At 51.4% G+C, this 16,926-nt stretch carries 11 protein-coding genes; 1 reads left to right on the forward strand and 10 read right to left on the reverse strand.

The features are described from left to right. Positions 1 to 407: 407 nt before the first annotated feature. The 8 genes from HFP08_RS13695 to yicI form a co-directional block, all read right to left on the reverse strand. The gene (locus HFP08_RS13695) at positions 408 to 1,427 is read right to left on the reverse strand and encodes a LacI family DNA-binding transcriptional regulator (RefSeq protein ID WP_168121162.1); all 1,020 of its coding nucleotides are present in this window, start codon (positions 1,425 to 1,427) and stop codon (positions 408 to 410) included. Between the two features lie 157 nt (positions 1,428 to 1,584). Further along, positions 1,585 to 2,601 carry a Gfo/Idh/MocA family protein gene (locus HFP08_RS13700; protein ID WP_168121163.1) on the reverse strand — a complete coding sequence of 339 codons (1,017 nt, stop codon included), beginning with the start codon at positions 2,599 to 2,601 and terminating at the stop codon, positions 1,585 to 1,587. Between the two features lie 16 nt (positions 2,602 to 2,617). Beyond that, positions 2,618 to 4,300 carry a glycoside hydrolase family 2 protein gene (locus HFP08_RS13705; RefSeq protein ID WP_168121164.1) on the reverse strand — a complete coding sequence of 561 codons (1,683 nt, stop codon included), beginning with the start codon at positions 4,298 to 4,300 and terminating at the stop codon, positions 2,618 to 2,620. Between the two features lie 17 nt (positions 4,301 to 4,317). Beyond that, positions 4,318 to 5,199: a carbohydrate ABC transporter permease gene (locus HFP08_RS13710; protein WP_168121165.1), complete on the reverse strand. Its 882-nt coding sequence runs from the start codon at positions 5,197 to 5,199 to the stop codon at positions 4,318 to 4,320. A gap of 13 nt (positions 5,200 to 5,212) precedes the next feature. Continuing rightward, positions 5,213 to 6,145, reverse strand: coding sequence for an ABC transporter permease (locus HFP08_RS13715; RefSeq protein ID WP_168121166.1), 933 nt, complete (start codon positions 6,143 to 6,145; stop codon positions 5,213 to 5,215). A 64-nt stretch (positions 6,146 to 6,209) separates the two neighbouring features. Continuing rightward, positions 6,210 to 7,856: a type 2 periplasmic-binding domain-containing protein gene (locus HFP08_RS13720; RefSeq protein WP_240941374.1), complete on the reverse strand. Its 1,647-nt coding sequence runs from the start codon at positions 7,854 to 7,856 to the stop codon at positions 6,210 to 6,212. A gap of 187 nt (positions 7,857 to 8,043) precedes the next feature. Beyond that, a complete protein-coding gene (locus HFP08_RS13725) occupies positions 8,044 to 10,392 on the reverse strand; it encodes a helix-turn-helix domain-containing protein (protein WP_240941375.1) in 2,349 nt (782 codons plus the stop codon). Positions 10,393 to 10,538: 146 nt separating this feature from the next. Next, entirely contained in the window at positions 10,539 to 12,866 is a 2,328-nt protein-coding gene (yicI, locus tag HFP08_RS13730; RefSeq protein WP_168121168.1) for an alpha-xylosidase, read from the reverse strand. 116 nt (positions 12,867 to 12,982) lie between these two features. On the opposite strand from yicI, the gene HFP08_RS13735 reads away from it, so the two are divergent. Next, on the forward strand, positions 12,983 to 13,852 hold the full coding sequence (locus HFP08_RS13735) for an AraC family transcriptional regulator (protein ID WP_168121169.1): 870 nt from the start codon (positions 12,983 to 12,985) through the stop codon (positions 13,850 to 13,852). A 31-nt stretch (positions 13,853 to 13,883) separates the two neighbouring features. On the opposite strand, the gene HFP08_RS13740 is transcribed toward HFP08_RS13735, so the two are convergent. Together HFP08_RS13740 and HFP08_RS13745 are read right to left on the reverse strand one after the other, a co-directional pair. Continuing rightward, on the reverse strand, positions 13,884 to 15,710 hold the full coding sequence (locus tag HFP08_RS13740) for an AbfB domain-containing protein (protein WP_240941396.1): 1,827 nt from the start codon (positions 15,708 to 15,710) through the stop codon (positions 13,884 to 13,886). Positions 15,711 to 16,018: 308 nt separating this feature from the next. After that, complete coding sequence (locus HFP08_RS13745) at positions 16,019 to 16,903, reverse strand: carbohydrate ABC transporter permease (protein ID WP_168121171.1); 885 nt, start codon at positions 16,901 to 16,903, stop codon at positions 16,019 to 16,021. Positions 16,904 to 16,926: the final 23 nt, after the last annotated feature.

The raw sequence follows: 16,926 nt of genomic DNA on the forward strand, positions 1-16,926 counted from the left end.
CGCGCGGCACCTGGGCCACCGTTGAGGCCAGCTCAAGCGGAAGCGACATCGCCAACCGCTCCCTGACCCCGACGGGCGGCGCCCAGACGGTGAGTCTCACCGTTCAACGCTGGAAGGATCAGTAATCGCGTTTTAACGGACTTTTTGTCCTCCTAGACGCCGTTTTTCAACACTCGCTTGCTCTAACGGACTTTTTATCCTCTTAGTCAACCAAACGAGCGAAAAAACAACGGAATGAACCCGCTAAGAGGCAATAAGGTCCGTTAAAATTTAAGCTAGCTAAAACGAGCTTCTAACGGTCGAAAATGTCCGTTACATTTGCAAGATCCCATTGAGATTTTATAAATTCTATAATGTGCAAAAAGCCCCTCTGTTCTCGCCGAATCGCGAGCGCAGAGGGGCTTGACTTATAGTCGAACGGTCGATTCCCGAATACGAATTTCCGGTTGAAGCATCACGCCTTGATGCGCCGGGTTTGGCTGATCGATAAGATCCGTCACCATCTGTCCTGCCTGAAAACCGAGCTCGAAGGTATTGATATACAGGCTCGTCAAGGACGGGCTGATATGTGCGGAATACGGCTCGTCGTCGAACGTGGCGATGCCGAGCTTTCCGGGCACATCAATGCCGAGTTCCTTGGCAGCCTTCAATGCCCCGAAAGCAACCTGATTATTCATGCAGATGAGAGAATGGGGCGGCGACTCTAAGCCGAGGAGCCGCTTCACCTCACAATAACCCAACTCCTCATCCGCCCTGCCGCAAGCGATCCATTCCTCCGTACAGTTCAGCCCTGCTGTTTGCAACTGCTCGGAATAGCCCTGAAACCGCATTTCGAACAATCGCTCTCCGGGAATGCCGCCTATGAAAGCAATCTTTGTATAGGCTTGTGCGAGCAAATGCTCGGTCAGTATCCGACCGCCGTTCTTGTTGTCGAAATCTACCCACGACACCGCACCGTCCCCGAATTGTCCCATAGAAACAAACGGAAATGCAAGGCGCTTCAGTTGCTCGGCATCCTCGGCGCTCAGAATGGAATTATTCGTAATTAGTCCGTCAATTTTCTTCCCCATGACAAGCCGCTTTATATAATGGCGTTCCTCGCTCGAATGACCCCCATGCACATTGACAACGGTTAGATCATAATGACGAGGACTGATCGCGCTTTCGATTCCTGCCATAATATAATAGAAGAAAGGATTAAGATAGGCTTGCTCCTGGGACATGTCAATAAGCAATCCAATATTGTACGTGTTCTGCTTGGCGAGCCGGGTTGCCATGCTGCTGGGCGTATAATTCATGTCCTTCATAATCTGACGAACTCTGGCCTTGGTTTCTGCAGATATATTCGGAGAGTCATTCAACACCTTGGACACAGTTGATTTGGCAACATTAGCCGCACGCGCGATATCCATTATCGTAATTTTCATGAGCATCCTGTTCCTCTCGTCCATAGCATTAGGAAATCGGTTTCCATCTCCTTTAAATATAGCATATTGACGATGAAGGAAACACCATATTTGGAATCGAGAAGCTAAGGAATGCCCGTAACGATCAGGGCATCAACAGCTTGCCTCTCCTCTTGGTTCAATCCGGCTTGTTCAAGCTTACAGGTTCTCCCGCCTCACGGTAGATCGCTTCGACAAGCGCGGTGGCCAGGCTTGCGGATTCGCCGTCCACCTCCGGCTTCCGATTCTCCTCGATCGCCGCGAGGAAATCCTTCACCAAAGCGGCGAACAACGGCTCCACGGCCAAGCTGTCCGAGGCATGAGCCATCCGCTCCGGCTCATCCCCGTCATCGAAGCGGCTGGCAAGAATGCCGCCGAAATTAACCGCAATCGATCCCTTCGTCCCCGATATCTCGATTCGTTCCTCGCTCGTGCCCTTGCAAGCGGTAGAGGCCTCGATCATTCCGACCGCCCCGCCCGCGTAGCTCACAATGGCGTAGCCGTGGTCCTCCGTCTCGATTCCATCATGATAAGCCTGGAACAGCTTCGCGGCCAGCACCTCCCGATAACCGCCGCACAGCCATAGCGCCATATCGATAATATGGCTGCCCTGCTGAATGAACGGTCCGCCGCCGTCTTGATCGCTCGTGCCATGCCAGGAATCGTAATAGCTCTTCTCGCGAAAATGCTTCAATACCACATCGACGACTCTCACTTCGCCCAGCTTTCCGGCATCGAGCATGTCCTTCACCTCGCGCAGATGCGGAGTAAACCGGCGCATATAGGATACGGCAAGCTTAACGCCGTTCTCCTTGCAGCTCTCGATCATTTCGCGCTGCTTCGCAGAAGAATAATGCAGCGGCTTCTCGCATAAGCAATGCAGCCCGAGCTTCGAAGCGGCCATAACCGCCTCATAGTGGCTTCCATTGGGCGTGCAGATCATCGCCGCCGTCGCTCCGGATCGCTTTGCGGCGTCCGCCATATCCGTGCTCCACACCGGAATGGCATTCGCCTTCGCGAAAGCGGACACCCGCTCCTCGTTTCTCCCGACGACGCCGACAATCGTTGCCTGCTCCAGATCGCGCACAGCCCCAACATACTTCGAGCTAATATTGCCGTGACCGACTAATAGAATGCGATGTTTCATTCGTTCCATCTAATTCCTCCTCGCTCTATTTCTGTTTTGCAGTAAAATGTGTCCGCACCACATCATAAGCAAGCTTCGGCCTGCGATAACGGTCGACGATGCCCTTACTGTTCTGCGTGCCGGCGCGGGACAGCAGCCAGCCTGTCGCTTCGGTAACCCGGCAATCGCAGAATTGCCAAATCAGCATGCCGGACAGATAATCTCTGGCCAGATATGCCGCCAAATTCGACTCGATAATATCCGCTTGCCGCTCCTCTGTTCCGCGAACTCGGCTGGCGTCCCTGTAACCATAATAACCGTCTCCGCCGAATTCACTCAAGATCATCGGCTTGCCGGCTCCGCCCGCCGCATCCGCCCATGCCCTGGCCCGATCGCACAGCTCGCCCGGATCCTCGTCGGTATACCAGCCCGGATACAAATTAACGGACACAATGTCGGCCAGATCGAAGCAAAGCTCCTTCTCCCGATGATGGCTGGCGAAGGTGAGCGGCCTGCTGCCGTCCAGCTCGCGAATTTGCTTCAATTGCCTTCTATAATGCTCCCTGCCTTCCTCGGAATCGCTTGCGCATTCGTTGAGAATGCCCCATGTGATGATAGATGGATGATTCACATGCTGCTCGACCATTTCCCGATTCACATTCTCGCATTGAGAGATGAAGAGGGGATGCCGCATCTCCTGAAGACTCAAGCCCCTGGCGTGGTTCTCCTCCCATACATAAAGGCCTCGCTCGTCGCATAGATCGAGGAAGCGTTCATCATTCGGGTAATGGCTCGTGCGAACACAGTTGGCCCCCATATCCGCCATAAGATCCAGATCCTGAGCCATTAACGACACCGGCAGCGCCGAACCTGCCGCAGGATGATCCTCATGACGGTTAAAGCCCTTCAAGACGATGTCCTCACCGTTCACCTGAAGCTTGCCCCCCTCTGTCGTTACGACGCGAAAGCCGACCCTCTCGATCAAATCATCGGCAGGCTCCTCCTCTTCGCCGAGAAATAGCGCCGTTTTCAACAGATACAGCTCAGGCTGCGCATGCGACCATGGCTGCACCTTGCCCAAGGCCTGTACCGCGCGCAGCGTATGCTTGCCCGGTTCAACGACCGCGGAGGCGAAGCGCAAGCTTGCTCCGCACAAGCTTCCTTCCAAACGAGCGGCAATCGGAGCCTCCGACACATTATGAACAATCGCTTCCACAGTCGCATGCCAACGCCCATCCTCGCAGCGCGGCGTAAATTGCAAACGCTCTATATAAATCTGTCCGATCTCCTCCATCACAACCGGTCTCGTAATGCCGCCGTAGCTGTAATAATCGTTCGGAATATGCAGCGAGGACGCTTCATGAAAGCTGTTATCAGCCTCAATGCTAAGCTCATGAACGCCTGAAGCAACATCCTTCACTATTGCGTCGAAGGCCGTATACGCATTATAATGCTCGGCGATCAATCGTCCGTCAAACCAGACTCGCGCCGTATGACCGACGCCTTTGAAGACGAATCGAAGATTCGTCTTCTCCTCCAGCTCCAGACGCTTCGTGTAAACGCCCTTTCCTCTGTACGCAAGCAGCTTGGGATGGTTCTCCCAGCAGCCCGGCACCTGCATATCCATCCCGTCCGACTCAGGAGCATCCTTCTCCCCGACTTGAAACATCCAGCTTCCGTCCAGCTCCCGCCTTCTCCGCACCTTGTTCGTCTCGAACAGCCGAATCATCAGAATCCCTCCCTTCTCTATTCCTTAATTGCTCCAATCATAACACCTTTGACAAAATATTTCTGCAGAAACGGATACAGCAGCAGAATGGGAATCGTTGCGATTACAATCGTCGCGTATTTGATCGTTTCTCCAATCGACATTTGATCAGAGGAGCTGACGCCGGTCGCCATTGAGCTGGTATCATTGCTGATCAGAATTTCGCGCAGAATCAACTGCAGCGGGAATAATTCGCGATCCTGGAGGAAGATTGTCGCCATGAACCATGAATTCCAGTGCGAAACGCCATAGAATAGAATCATAACCGCAACAACCGGCATGGAGAGCGGAAGCACGACCCGGAACAAAATCGACCAATCCGAAGCGCCTTCCATTTTTGCGGCTTCCTCCAGACTTTCGGGAACAGCCTGAAAAGCGGTGCGCATAATAATAAGATTAAAGGCGCTGATTGCCGTAGGCAGCAGAAGACTCAGCCGCGTATCCAAAATACCCAAATTTTTCACCTGAAGATATAACGGGATCAATCCGCCTTCGAAGAACATGGTGAACACAATCAGGAACATAATCACATTCTTCAACATAAGCTTCTTTCGAGACAAGGCGTATGCGCCGAGCGAGGTCAGCAAAATATTAATAGCGGTGCCGGCAGCAACATAAAAAAGCGTATTTCCGAAGGCTTGAATCATATTTGGATTTTTGAATACCATTCGGTAAGCGTCCAGATTGAAGCCATGCGGGTAGAAGATCAGTCCGCGATGCTGAACCACGTATTGCGGATCGCTCAAAGACGAGAACAGCACGTACAAAATTGGATATAGCGTAATAAATGACACCATAATCATAAAGCCGGCATTGCTCCAGTCGAATAGCTTCTCTCCGGCGCTTCTTCTCATCAACATCCTATTCCCCTCCTTACCACAGTTTGGTTTCTCCTGCCCGCTTCGCTATAACATTCGCCAGAATCAACAACGTGAAGCTAAGAACAGCGTTGAATAAGCCTACCGCGGCGCTGTAGCTGAAGTTCGCTTCCAATATTCCTTTTCGGTACACATAGGTTTGAATGACATCCGCGGTTTCATAGATAACGGGATTGTACATCAGGATGATTTTCTCGAAACCGACCGTCATGAATTTTCCTATAAATAGAATAAGCATAATGGTGACTGTAGGCATAATTCCCGGCAAAGTAACATGCCTCATCTGCTTCCACCGATTGGCGCCATCCATCCTGGCCGCTTCGTAGAGAGTTGGATTCACATTGCTGATGGCCGCCAAATAGATAATAGAGCTCCACCCGATATTCTGCCAGATCTCCGAGCCGATATAGATGCTGCGGAACCACTCCTGGGCTCGCATGAAAGAGATTGCTTCTCCTCCGAAGAAAACAATAATATCGTTAATAAGCCCGTCTCTCGACAGGAAATCGAACATAAAACCGACAACGACAACGAGCGATATGAAATGAGGCATGTATGAAATCGTCTGAACCGAACGACGCAGCCTGTTGCTTCTTAGCTCATTCAACAGCAGGGCGAACAGAATGCCCGAAGGGAAGAAGAAGAGCAGACTATAGAAGCTGAGCAGCACCGTATTCTTTAATATCCGCCAGAAAAACACGCTTCCGAAAAAATCCTCGAAATATTTGAATCCCACCCATGGACTTCCGGTGAAGCCTTTGACAGGAATGAAATCCTTGAAAGCAATTTGCAAGCCGTACATTGGCCCATAATGAAACAGCATATAATAAACGACAATCGGCAACAGCATAAGATATACGGTGCGGTTCATTTTCAAATCGCGCCATAAGCGTTTCACAAACAATAGACTCCCCTCGATTCTTGCCATGATGAGAAACGAGAGGCTGCCAACAGGATTGCTCGCCTCTCGTTCGGACTGGCTGTATGGTCAATTAGCGATTGTTATAGCGATCCAGCGCCGCTTGCTCGATGGCGATCGCTTTGTCGATGCCGAATGTCTTCAGATTGTCCACATATTTCGAGAACTCCGTCAGCGGCTCAACACCCAGAATGAATTTAATAATGAGTTCGTCGGAATACGTATTAATATCATTCATGATGGAAGCGAGCTCTCCGCTCTCCTCGGCGGTCAGCGTAACAGGAGGCAATTGAATAGTATTGTCCGCCTTGCTCCAATTCTCAATGGCCGTCAATTGCTCCGGATATCTCATCTGCTGGAGGAATGAGCCTACGTCTTGATTGAACGGTCCGCCGAAATGCGTCCTCATATAGCGCGCTTGCGCTTGCTTGAATGCCAGTCCATCCGGATTGTTGGTAATCACATCGGTATAGGTTGGGACGCCGTCAACCATTGTGTAGCTTTCCCCCTCAATCCCGAAGTTGAACAGCATGCTGCCCTCCTCGGAATAGCCCAGATCGAGCCACTTCACAATTTGCTCCGGATTTTTGGCCGCCGTTGTTATCGCTGCCGAATGCTCTCCGGGATAAGTGGCGCTGATTTGACCGGCAGCCGCGTTCTCTCCTTCCTGCAAGGAAGGATTCACAACCGGCGCGAGCTTGAAGGAAGGGTCATCCTTCATAAGATCCATATACTTGCCAATGCTTCCGCTCGCAAAGCCGTAGAAGGCGCCCAGCGTATTGCCCGTAATCTTGGCATCCTTCAGCTTGCCGTCAACAGCCGGGAAGTCCTTGTCGATTAATCCCTTGTTATACCAGTCGTTGAGCGTGCTGATGAAATCCTTGTACTCAGGCTGCAGCTCGCCGTATTTCACAACGCCGTCAACCTGATAGAATTTGGAGAGAATGCCCCAGCCTCCGATAAGCTGATTCAACGATTCGTTGCGCACAGAGCCCGTCTCCAGCAGGAAAGGCACCTCGTCCTTCTTTCCATTGCCATTGGGATCGTCATTCAGGAAGGCGGTCAGAACTTGCTCCCACTCCTCGATTGTGGTCGGCTGCTCCAAATGAAGCTTCTCCAGCCAATCCTCCCTCATAATCGGTCCATAGTAAACTTTCAGCCGATCGTCGCCGCGAATAAACGGGAATGCATAAATATCGCCGTCATCCGTCTTGATCATGTTTGCAATATCGGGGTTTTCTTCAAGAAAAGCTTTGAAATTAGGCGCATACTCGTCAATGAGCTCATTCAAACGAATAATCGTGCCTTCTTTAATCGCATTCTGCGGTCCGCGGGGAACCGTCAGCCAGTTTGTCTGAATCACATCGGGAAGATTGCCCGAAGCGACCATGAGATTGAATTGCTCCTTCACCTGCGCGCTGTCGCCGCCGGGATGCTTGAATTCGACCTTCGTGCCCGTCATTTTCTCCAGTTCCTTATACGCGCCCACTTCATCGAAATTCGTTAGCGACGCGGCCGAATCTCCGTCAAGCTCCACCCAATAAGACAGCTTGTCCGGATATGATGCCTCCCCTTTGCCGTCCGTTTGGGCGCTTTCACCCGGTTTGGCGCTTGCTTCCGAATTGTTGCTGTTGGCGTTGTCATTCGAGCAAGCCGCAAGCATGGTCGCGGTCAATGCCGCACTCATCGCCAAGCTCATTCCTGCTTTCCACTTTTTCATTTTGTGTTTGCCTCCCTTTTATTTGTAAGACGCTTTCCGCCAGGCTCAATGCGTCCTTGCTAACACTGTATAAGCAAGCCGCCATAAAGAAAATAATGCGTTTTTTAGGCGCATTATTTCAGTTCAATATATGCGGTTGTCTCCTTTCAAGATGCATTAACCAGGATTGAGAAAATGCCCGTAACGACTAGCTTTCCGGCTTATTGTCACTCAGGGATTCCCGATATTTCCCCGGAGTAATGCCTTCATGCTTCTTGAACACCTTCGTTAATACAATATTGTTCGAATAGCCGATTCGCAGCGCAATTTCATTAATGGTAAGCTCTTCGGCGAGAAGCCTCTTCGCATGCTTAATCCGCACTCTCGTAATAAGCTCGCTGACATTGTCTCCGCTTTGTTTCTTGAAGAAGGCCGAGATGTAGATCGGACTGAGATCGAAATGCTCGGCTATCATGGTCAAGCTTAAGTTATTGTCGTGATAATGCTCTTCAATAAATCCCACGATTCGATTGTAAAGCTCCTCGCCTTTATCGGTGCGCTCTTCTTTTATTTTCGTGCCGATGTTAAGGAACACGGCTTTGATCCGATCGAATTTGTCGTCCGCGGTTATAGCGCTGGCGAAATATTTCGCAAGATCGCTTTCGCCCGCAAGAATCTCGCCCGGCGCGAGACGCAAGGCATCCATAATTTTAATCAAGGTGCTTTGCATATTCTGGAACAACCAGCCGATCTTTTCCGGCGACAGGCTTTTGGAGGAGAAATTCATTTCATACAGCTTATCGAGCAGACGCTCCGCGTTTTCCGGATCGCCATGCTTCGTTTGATTGATCAGTTGAAGCTCGATATCGACGGGGTAGATGAAGGAATCGGCAGGCGTATGCCGTACATTCTCATAATAGATAACGCCGCTTGTCCCTTTGATCATTTTGTACGACAAAGCAATAAGCGCTTCTCCGTACCCGTCTGCAATTCGGCTCAAGCCTTCATGACAGGCGCTCACGCCTGCTGTAATAGACGTTCTGAACCGGGCTTCCATCAGACGTACGACGTCTTCCGTGAATGGCTTGATTCGCTGTTCCGATTCCATACCCGTATTGATATTCATCAATACGGCTAGTCGGTTTTTCTCCATTTCGAACGCATATCCGCCATGTTCAAGCAACTCCTCGCTTACATTCATCAGGATGAATCGAATGAGCGCCCACTCCCGTTCCGTGTCCTCCTTCATGAACCGGGACGCATCGTCGATATCGAACAGAATGACGCTGAATGACGAATGTTCGAAATACAAGCCCATAAACGTCAAGTCGTCTCTGCTAATCGCATCTGCGTCAACTTGTCCGCATACTAAACGATTGAGAAAGTCGGCTCGGATAATGGGAACTTGCTGACTGATTTTGTTCTCGAGCTGATGCTCCTTCCCGAAAAGGGATTCTACTGTATCTTTGATCAGCTTGAGCTCATTCTGTCTGCCCTTCACGCTTTGAGAGCGGCCGTTTCTTATCGTATGGACCACTTCTTGAATAGGACCGTAATGTCTGCGCGTCAAATAGACGCTCAACCCTATACCGCCAAGAAGGCAGGCGACTACGGCAGCCACGCTCCATTTCTTCACCGTGTTCACTTGCTCCAGTACAACCTTCTTCGGGAAGACAGAGAGATAGGTCCAGCCGTTCACCTTCGACTTCGTATAAGCCGCCAGATGCTCCTCGCCGTCCATCGTTGTATGATAATAACCGCTCTGCTCTCCGTCATGCCGCAACAATTGCTCGCGATCGCTCACGTCGAGAGCCTTCCCTTCCTCCGGTCCGATTATGACCTCCATTTGCTCGTTCAGGATGTACATATTCCCCTCATGCAAGCCCTCCGTCTGGTCTAGCAAGCTTCGAATCTGAGCCTCATCGATCAGTATAACGAGGCTTCCATCAGGCTTGGACTGCTTCGCAAGTGGAAGCGATTGCACATAAGTGACCATATTCTCTGCTCTCGCGCCGCTGACGATCGCTTGTGACGGCAAATAGGATTTGAAATGATCCCCAAGCAATATTCGTGATTTGTAATCCTCGTAGGATATGTTTTTGTAGGAATAGATTTGATTATAGAAGGTCTTGGAGTCCGTTTTCATCGATGTTGTCAGTATGGTGTCCGTATTTCCGAAATATACGTAGAAATCATGGAACAAAGTGTTGTACGCGCTGTAACGGGACAGCTCCTGCATGAATTCGAAAAACTGATATTGCTCTGCGGAGGAAGTCGCTTCCCCGTTTTTTTCCATCAAGTGCTGCTGCTTCGGATTGGAAGCGATCTGGCGCATGAGATAGTCGATCTCCTGCGTCCGGCTGTCCATCATATGCTTCATCTGCTCAAGCATCGCTGAATTGGATCGATAGGAATTATCGATCATGATTTGTTCAATCTTCACATATACGATGCTGCCAATCGTCACTGGTATGATGAAAACGAAGAGATGAGAAAGCAATAGCGCGGCAAACACGCTGCTCCTTCGGTTTCGTCCCTTCTGAAATAGTGATCTCAACAATATAGCACCCCTCATAAGCTTGATCATGTCCTATTATACATGAAAGAATGCCTGTTACATCGCCTTCTTCTCCCTACAAGTACACTCATTCAACGAGAAAAAGGGACCTCCGCATCACACCGGAGACCCCTTGCTATGTGGTATTAAGCGTTTAGACTAACGCTGATTCGCTTCGCGCCCTGCTGCGGAGTCAGCTTCAAGCCTTGCGGCGTCGCAACGCCTTCGGCGCCTTCCACCGCTGCCGCATTCACGATGCCGCGCAGTACGACGAACCACTCCTTCTCCGCGCCTTCGGCCCCGATCTCGATGCGATTGCCGCTGCGCGAAGCTGTAACCGTCACTTGCAATTCGCCCTTCAAATCATGAACCCGCGATACGGCCTCCGCCCCATCCTCCAGCTCGAACAAGTGGAAGGCGACGCCGTCCGCATAGTCATAATCCGGCTTCTGGTCATTGCTGCCGACCGCGATCAAGCTGTTCGGTCTCGCGAGCACCGGCAGGCTCATATAATCATGGATCTCGTTCCGCCATTTGCCGCCTTCGATCGTCTCGCCCGTGAAGAAATGCGTCCAGCGTCCCTCCGGCACATAATATTGCACAGTGCCCTCCGTATTGAAGATCGGCGCAACGAGCAGCTGCTCGCCGAGCATATATTGCCGATCCAGAGGAAGACAGGTTGGATCCTCAGGGAATTCCAGCACCATCGCGCGCATCATCGGCAGACCCTTCTCCGTCGCTTCCACCGCATGTCCGAACAAGTACGGCATCAGCCTGCTCTTCCACTCCGTGAAGTAGCGGAGCACATCGACCGATTCCTCGTCGAACAGCCAAGGCACGCGATACGATTCATTACCATGAAGACGGCTGTGCGAGGACAGCAGGCCGAAGGCGACCCAGCGCTTGTAGATATCCGGCGGAGCCGTTCTCTCGAAGCCGCTGATGTCGTGGCTCCAGAAGCCGAAGCCGGAGAGACCGAGCGACAGGCCGCCGCGCAGCGATTCCGCCATGGAATCGTAGTTCGCGGAGCAATCGCCGCCCCAGTGAACGGGGAATTGCTGGCCGCCAGCCGTCGCCGAACGCGCGAACAGCATCGCTTCGCCCTTGCCGCGCTCCTGCTCCAGCAAATCGAAGACCGCTTTATTGTACAGATGCGTGTAGTAATTATGCATTTTGTAAGGATCGGAGCCGTCATGATAGACAACGTCCGTCGGGATGCGCTCGCCGAAATCCGTCTTGAAGCAATCGACGCCCATGTCCATCAGCCGTTTCAGTTTGGATTGGTACCAGGCCGTCGCTTCAGGATTCGTGAAATCGACAAGTCCCATGCCGGCCTGCCACAGATCCCACTGCCATACGCTGCCGTCCGGCCGCTTGAGGAGATAGCCCTTCTCCGCGCCCTCGCGGAACAGAGGCGATTTCTGCGCGATATACGAGTTGATCCATACACATACCTTCAAGCCGCGATCCTTCAGACGGCTCAGCATCCCCTCGGGATCGGGGAACATGGCGGGATCCCATTCGAAATCGCACCATTGATATTCCTTCATCCAGAAGCAGTCGAAGTGGAACACATGCAGCGGAATATTGCGCTCCGCCATGCCTTCAATGAAGGAATTGCAGGTCGCTTCATCGTAATCGGTCGTGAACGAGGTCGTCAGCCACAAGCCGAACGACCAGGCAGGAGGCAGAGCCGGCTTTCCCGTAAGCGTTGTGAAATGGTTCAAAACATCCTTCAGCTTCTCGCCGCCGATGATATAATATTCCAGCTCCTCGCCCGGCACGCTGAAGCCCACCTTGGATACCACCTCGGAGGCTGCCTCGAACGAAACGCGCTCCGGATGATTGACGAACACGCCGTAGCCCGCGCTGGACAGATAGAACGGAACGTTCTTGTACGCCTGCTCGCTGCTCGTGCCGCCGTCTTCATTCCAGATATCGACCGATTGCCCGTTCTTCACGAAAGGGGTGAAGCGCTCGCCCATGCCGTAGATTTGCTCGCCAACTCCGAGATCGAGCATTTCGCGGAAGAAGGAGCTTTCCTTCCCGTTCTGTACATAGGCCGTCGCTCTGCCGGATGTTCCGGTTAAGCGCTTGCCATTATAATGAAAATCCAGGCCGAAGGACGGTTCCTTGCGAATTGTCGCCGACAAGCCTCCGTTCTGCAGCTTCCAGCCCGCATCCGTCTGTTCCCACGTGATGGAATGATTGCCGCTCGAATGAATAGCGAAATGAGGTCCGGGCTTTGTTCCGCCGTCATGATGCACCCATTTCACCTTGATCACATCGGGAATCGGCGAGCTGAGCTCCGCCGTCAGCATCGTGCCGTTAAGCGTGTCTCCTTTGCGCTGAATAAATTTCGTAGCCATATATGCAGTTGCCTGATTCTGATTCATTTGCACATCGCGCACATCAATTGGATACTGAAGGTCGAAGCCTTCTCTCGTCTGCCAATATCCGTCAGTAAATTTCATCTATTCATCCTCCATTCTATTATCTATAATAATATTGACTTATACGATTGATTTCATCATATATTTTGTCTATTATTATCATGATTTTGACCTAACAAGGAAGGAGACGTCACGCTATGAACAAGGATCTGCTGAAAGAAAACCGCGTGCATGGCAGCTTAAGCTACCCTCTAAGCTTCTATGCCATAACTTGTCCAGCCGATACGCCGCTTCTCGACTTGCATTGGCATGAAGAGCTTGAACTTCTCCTGTTGACAGAAGGAAAAGCCCGGTTCCGAGTAGATTCTGCCGAATATGATCTCGCGGCTGGAGAAGCGATCTTCATCAATACCGGAGAATTGCATGCCGGAGAGAAGCTGGGGGAGCAGCCCTGCTCCTTCGTTGCCATTGTGCTGCATCCTCAAATGTTCAAAAGCAGCGCCGTTGATCTCATACATGATCAGTACATTATTCCCCTGCTGCAGAAGAAATATCAGGTTCCTGTTCATTTAAATGGGGAACGAGGAAGCGAGGTTACAGGACTGCTGCGAGAGTTGATTGCGCTAAATGAGGAGAAGCCGCCTGCCTTTGAGCTGTTGGCCAAGGGACTATTGTCCATCGCGATTGCTAAGCTGCTGCAACTCGGAGAACCTGCCGAACAGGCTAACAAGGCTGATGCGGGAACATATAATATTGAGAGACTGAAAACCGTGCTCACTTATATTGAAGCTCATTATAAAGAGCCCATAGCGCTTGCGCAGCTGGCCAAGCTGCTCGCTATGAGCGAATCGTATTTTTGCCGTTTTTTCAAAAGCATGACCAAAGAAAGTCCCGTTGCCTACATGAACGCCTATCGACTGCAGAAAGCCGCCTATCTGCTCCTCACCTCCAACAAAAATGTCATGGAGGTCGCACTTGATACGGGTTTCAAGCATATGAGCTACTTCAATACCGTATTCAAGCAGCGTTACGGCTGCTCGCCTAGCGCCTATCGGAGCAAGCTGTAACATCGGTTATGCGCGCTGCCCTGCTTGACCGTTAGTAATTAAACCTCGCGAACGTCGCGTCGCTCTTCGTCGTCGAGGAACTGGACGAGCTGATGGAATCGATCTGCAGCACATAATTATAATGCCGCACATAATAACCCGAATGGCTGTAGGACTCGAAGGATATCTTCGAGCTGTCGGCCCAGCCCGCGTGAAGAATAAACGTCGCGTCATTCTTGTAGGCAGAGGAGTCGCTGTATGGCTCCAGCACAACCTTGTTGCTGCTGTTCACCCGCATGAAATACCCGGGGAAATTAATCGATTCCAGCGAGACGCCTGACGAGCTTCCAAGGCCAGGCACTACCCTGAACTCGGAATCGAGGACGGGAGATACGCTCTCGTCTATGCGCAGATTAAAGTTGTAATGTCTAATATAGCGCGTCGAGAAATTATGCGATTGGAACGTGCTGTAGCCTGTCGCATCCGCCGTTGCCGGACCAAGCAGCTTCACCTCGTGAACGGTCGGCGTGTACCAGTTGCCCGGATTGTTCCATAGATCCGCGTTAACGAGATTAATACGGACATAACGGGCTGTGAAATGAACCTTGTCCGTCGTGAAGCCATAGGTGGTATTGTCCGTTCGATCGATTGCCGAATAGTTCGTGCCGTCATTGCTGATTTCGATTTTATACTGATAATTCGCCTCCGAGCCCTTGTACATGAACCACGAGATATCGACCTCCGTGATCGTCTTCGGAGCGCCGAAGTCAACCTGCCACCAGCTCGGCCAGGTGCTGGAGGAGGCAACCCACGAGGTCTGGTAATTGCCGTCATTCGCATAGGATGCGGTTGATCCCGAGCCAACGGAGGCGGCGGTCGCCGTTTTGCCCTGCGCGTGGTTCGTCAGAGACGGCAGTGTGACGGAGCCCGTCCCCGCGTCAATGCTCCACTTGCTGTACCATTCCAGCGATGCGGTTCCCGCAGAATCGTTGAGCGTAAGCGGCAGCCAGATATGCTTGTGCTCGCCGAGATTAAGCGGATTCCAGCGATCAGCCATATAGATGTAGGAAGTCGTCGAGCTGCCCGTAATCGTTGCGATATCATGAATTTGCGTGCCGAAGGCGGATGGATTGCCGAACGGCGACAAGGAAGACCACGTCCCTGTCATGGACGTTGCCGTAGCGTATGCACCTTGATTCGGATACCAGCCCGACGCCTGCGAAGTGAACAGATAATAGAGGCTGCCCTTCTTCACGACCGCCGGCGCTTCGCGGTAGCCGTTCTCGAATACCCAGCCGACGAAGGAGCTGATGCCTGTATAGCTCGCGTTCATCTGGAAGATGGCCATCGTGTCATTGGCCCCGCCGTTCTTGCGGGAGGCCGAGATCAGGTAGCCTGTGCCGTCGGAATCTACGAAGACGGTCATATCCCGCGATTCATAGCCGAGCGGCTGGAAGCTTCCCTGATAAACGAAATTGCCGTCTGGCGTGTTGCTTGTCGCCACGGCTACCCGGCCCAGGCTGTAATCCGTGCCATTCTCGTAATGCGCCCATAGCACATATTTGCCGGTGGATGCGTTATAGATTACCTTCGGACGCTCGATCTTGCTGGAGTTCAGCTCCGTCGCCGAAGTTTTGGTCAGAATCGCATTGCCGAGCGTCCAGTTCTTCAAATCCGTCGAGGTGTACACGTTGACTCGATCGAAGGTGCCGCTCACCGCATGCTCGCCGTACAGATAATACGTGCTGCCTACTTTGAGAATGTTCCCGCTGTTCGCTTCAATCGGATCTCCCGACGTGTCCATCCAATCCGTCCCGTTCTCGATGCTGACGCTCGCCGCCGCCGCTTGCTGCGGCTGCAATCCTAGTCCGCCAAGCATGCTCAACGCCAGTATAACGACAAACACCCAAAATTTGAAATCGCTTACAAATTTGCTTGTCATCATTACCCTCCTCAATAACAGATAGCCTCTGCGAATTCGAAAACTCGTGCTACTATCGCAAGGGCCTCCTCTTTATCATACAGAGGGTCATTCCGCAAACAAGTGAAAGAATTGGCTATTGATGAATTTTTGTGACAAATGATAGTGAAAATTCATTACACGATTGAACGATTTGATGCACGAGCCTCTACCTCGCCGTCATAAGCCCGGCTTGTCGAGTCGACAGCCGGGCCATTCGCTTTGTTTCATCCCTTTATAGCGCCGATCATGACGCCCTTCACGAAGAAGCGCTGTATAAACGGATAAACGCATAATATCGGAACAGTGGCTACCATAATCGTGGCGTACTTGATCGTAGCGCTAATTTGGAATTGTTCGCCCACCGCAGCCGAGCCCGAAGTCATATTATCGGTCGAGCTTAATATCAGTATCTCTCTCAGAAATATTTGCAACGGAAACAAATCGCGATTTTGAATGAAAATAGACGCGTAAAACCAGCCATTCCATTTCTCTACCGCATAATAAAGTCCCATCACCGCCAAAACCGGAAGCGACAGCGGAATAATAATGCGGAATAAAATGATAAAGTGATTGGCTCCGTCGATTTTTGCCGACTCCTCCAAGCTGTCCGGAACTGACTTGAAGGAGGTACGCATCACAATCAGATTGAAGGTGGATACGGCAAAGGGCAAAATGGTCGACCACAACGTATTCGTTAAACCTACGCCCTTTACGACCAGGTACAGAGGAACCAGCCCTCCGCTGAAAAACATAGTGAAGACGATTAAAGCCATGAAGACGTTATTCCACATGACGTTCTTTCGCGAAAGTACGTAAGCGCCCAGCGCCGTGACGAATAAATTCAAGGAAACGCCGACCACGACAATAAACAGCGTGTTTCTGTAGCCTGTATAAATGTTCGGATTAGAAAACACAAGCTTGTACGCCTCGAAATTAATGCCCAGCGGCTTCCACAGCAATCCCCTGTACGAGATGATTTCATTAGGATTGCTAAACGATGCGAACACCACATGAAGCAGCGGATATAATGTCATCATCATAAGCAAAAATAAAACGAAATAAATAATAATTAGCGAGGTTCTCTCCATTATGTTGATTTTCAATGCCATTCCTCCAGACGCTTGGCGGCAGT

Origin of the sequence: Paenibacillus sp. HB172176 (assembly GCF_011947265.1) — a bacterium.
Taxonomy (GTDB): Bacteria; Bacillota; Bacilli; order Paenibacillales; family Paenibacillaceae; genus Pristimantibacillus.

Coding starts and splice junctions, on each gene's coding strand:
- HFP08_RS13745 (WP_168121171.1), bottom strand. CDS start 16,903: ATGGCATTGAAAATCAACATAATGGAGAGAACCTCGCTAATTATTATT.
- HFP08_RS13710 (WP_168121165.1), bottom strand. CDS start 5,199: ATGTTGATGAGAAGAAGCGCCGGAGAGAAGCTATTCGACTGGAGCAAT.
- yicI (WP_168121168.1), bottom strand. CDS start 12,866: ATGAAATTTACTGACGGATATTGGCAGACGAGAGAAGGCTTCGACCTT.
- HFP08_RS13740 (WP_240941396.1), bottom strand. CDS start 15,710: ATGCTTGGCGGACTAGGATTGCAGCCGCAGCAAGCGGCGGCGGCGAGC.
- HFP08_RS13695 (WP_168121162.1), bottom strand. CDS start 1,427: ATGAAAATTACGATAATGGATATCGCGCGTGCGGCTAATGTTGCCAAA.
- HFP08_RS13735 (WP_168121169.1), top strand. CDS start 12,983: ATGAACAAGGATCTGCTGAAAGAAAACCGCGTGCATGGCAGCTTAAGC.
- HFP08_RS13700 (WP_168121163.1), bottom strand. CDS start 2,601: ATGGAACGAATGAAACATCGCATTCTATTAGTCGGTCACGGCAATATT.
- HFP08_RS13715 (WP_168121166.1), bottom strand. CDS start 6,145: ATGGCAAGAATCGAGGGGAGTCTATTGTTTGTGAAACGCTTATGGCGC.
- HFP08_RS13720 (WP_240941374.1), bottom strand. CDS start 7,856: ATGAAAAAGTGGAAAGCAGGAATGAGCTTGGCGATGAGTGCGGCATTG.
- HFP08_RS13705 (WP_168121164.1), bottom strand. CDS start 4,300: ATGATTCGGCTGTTCGAGACGAACAAGGTGCGGAGAAGGCGGGAGCTG.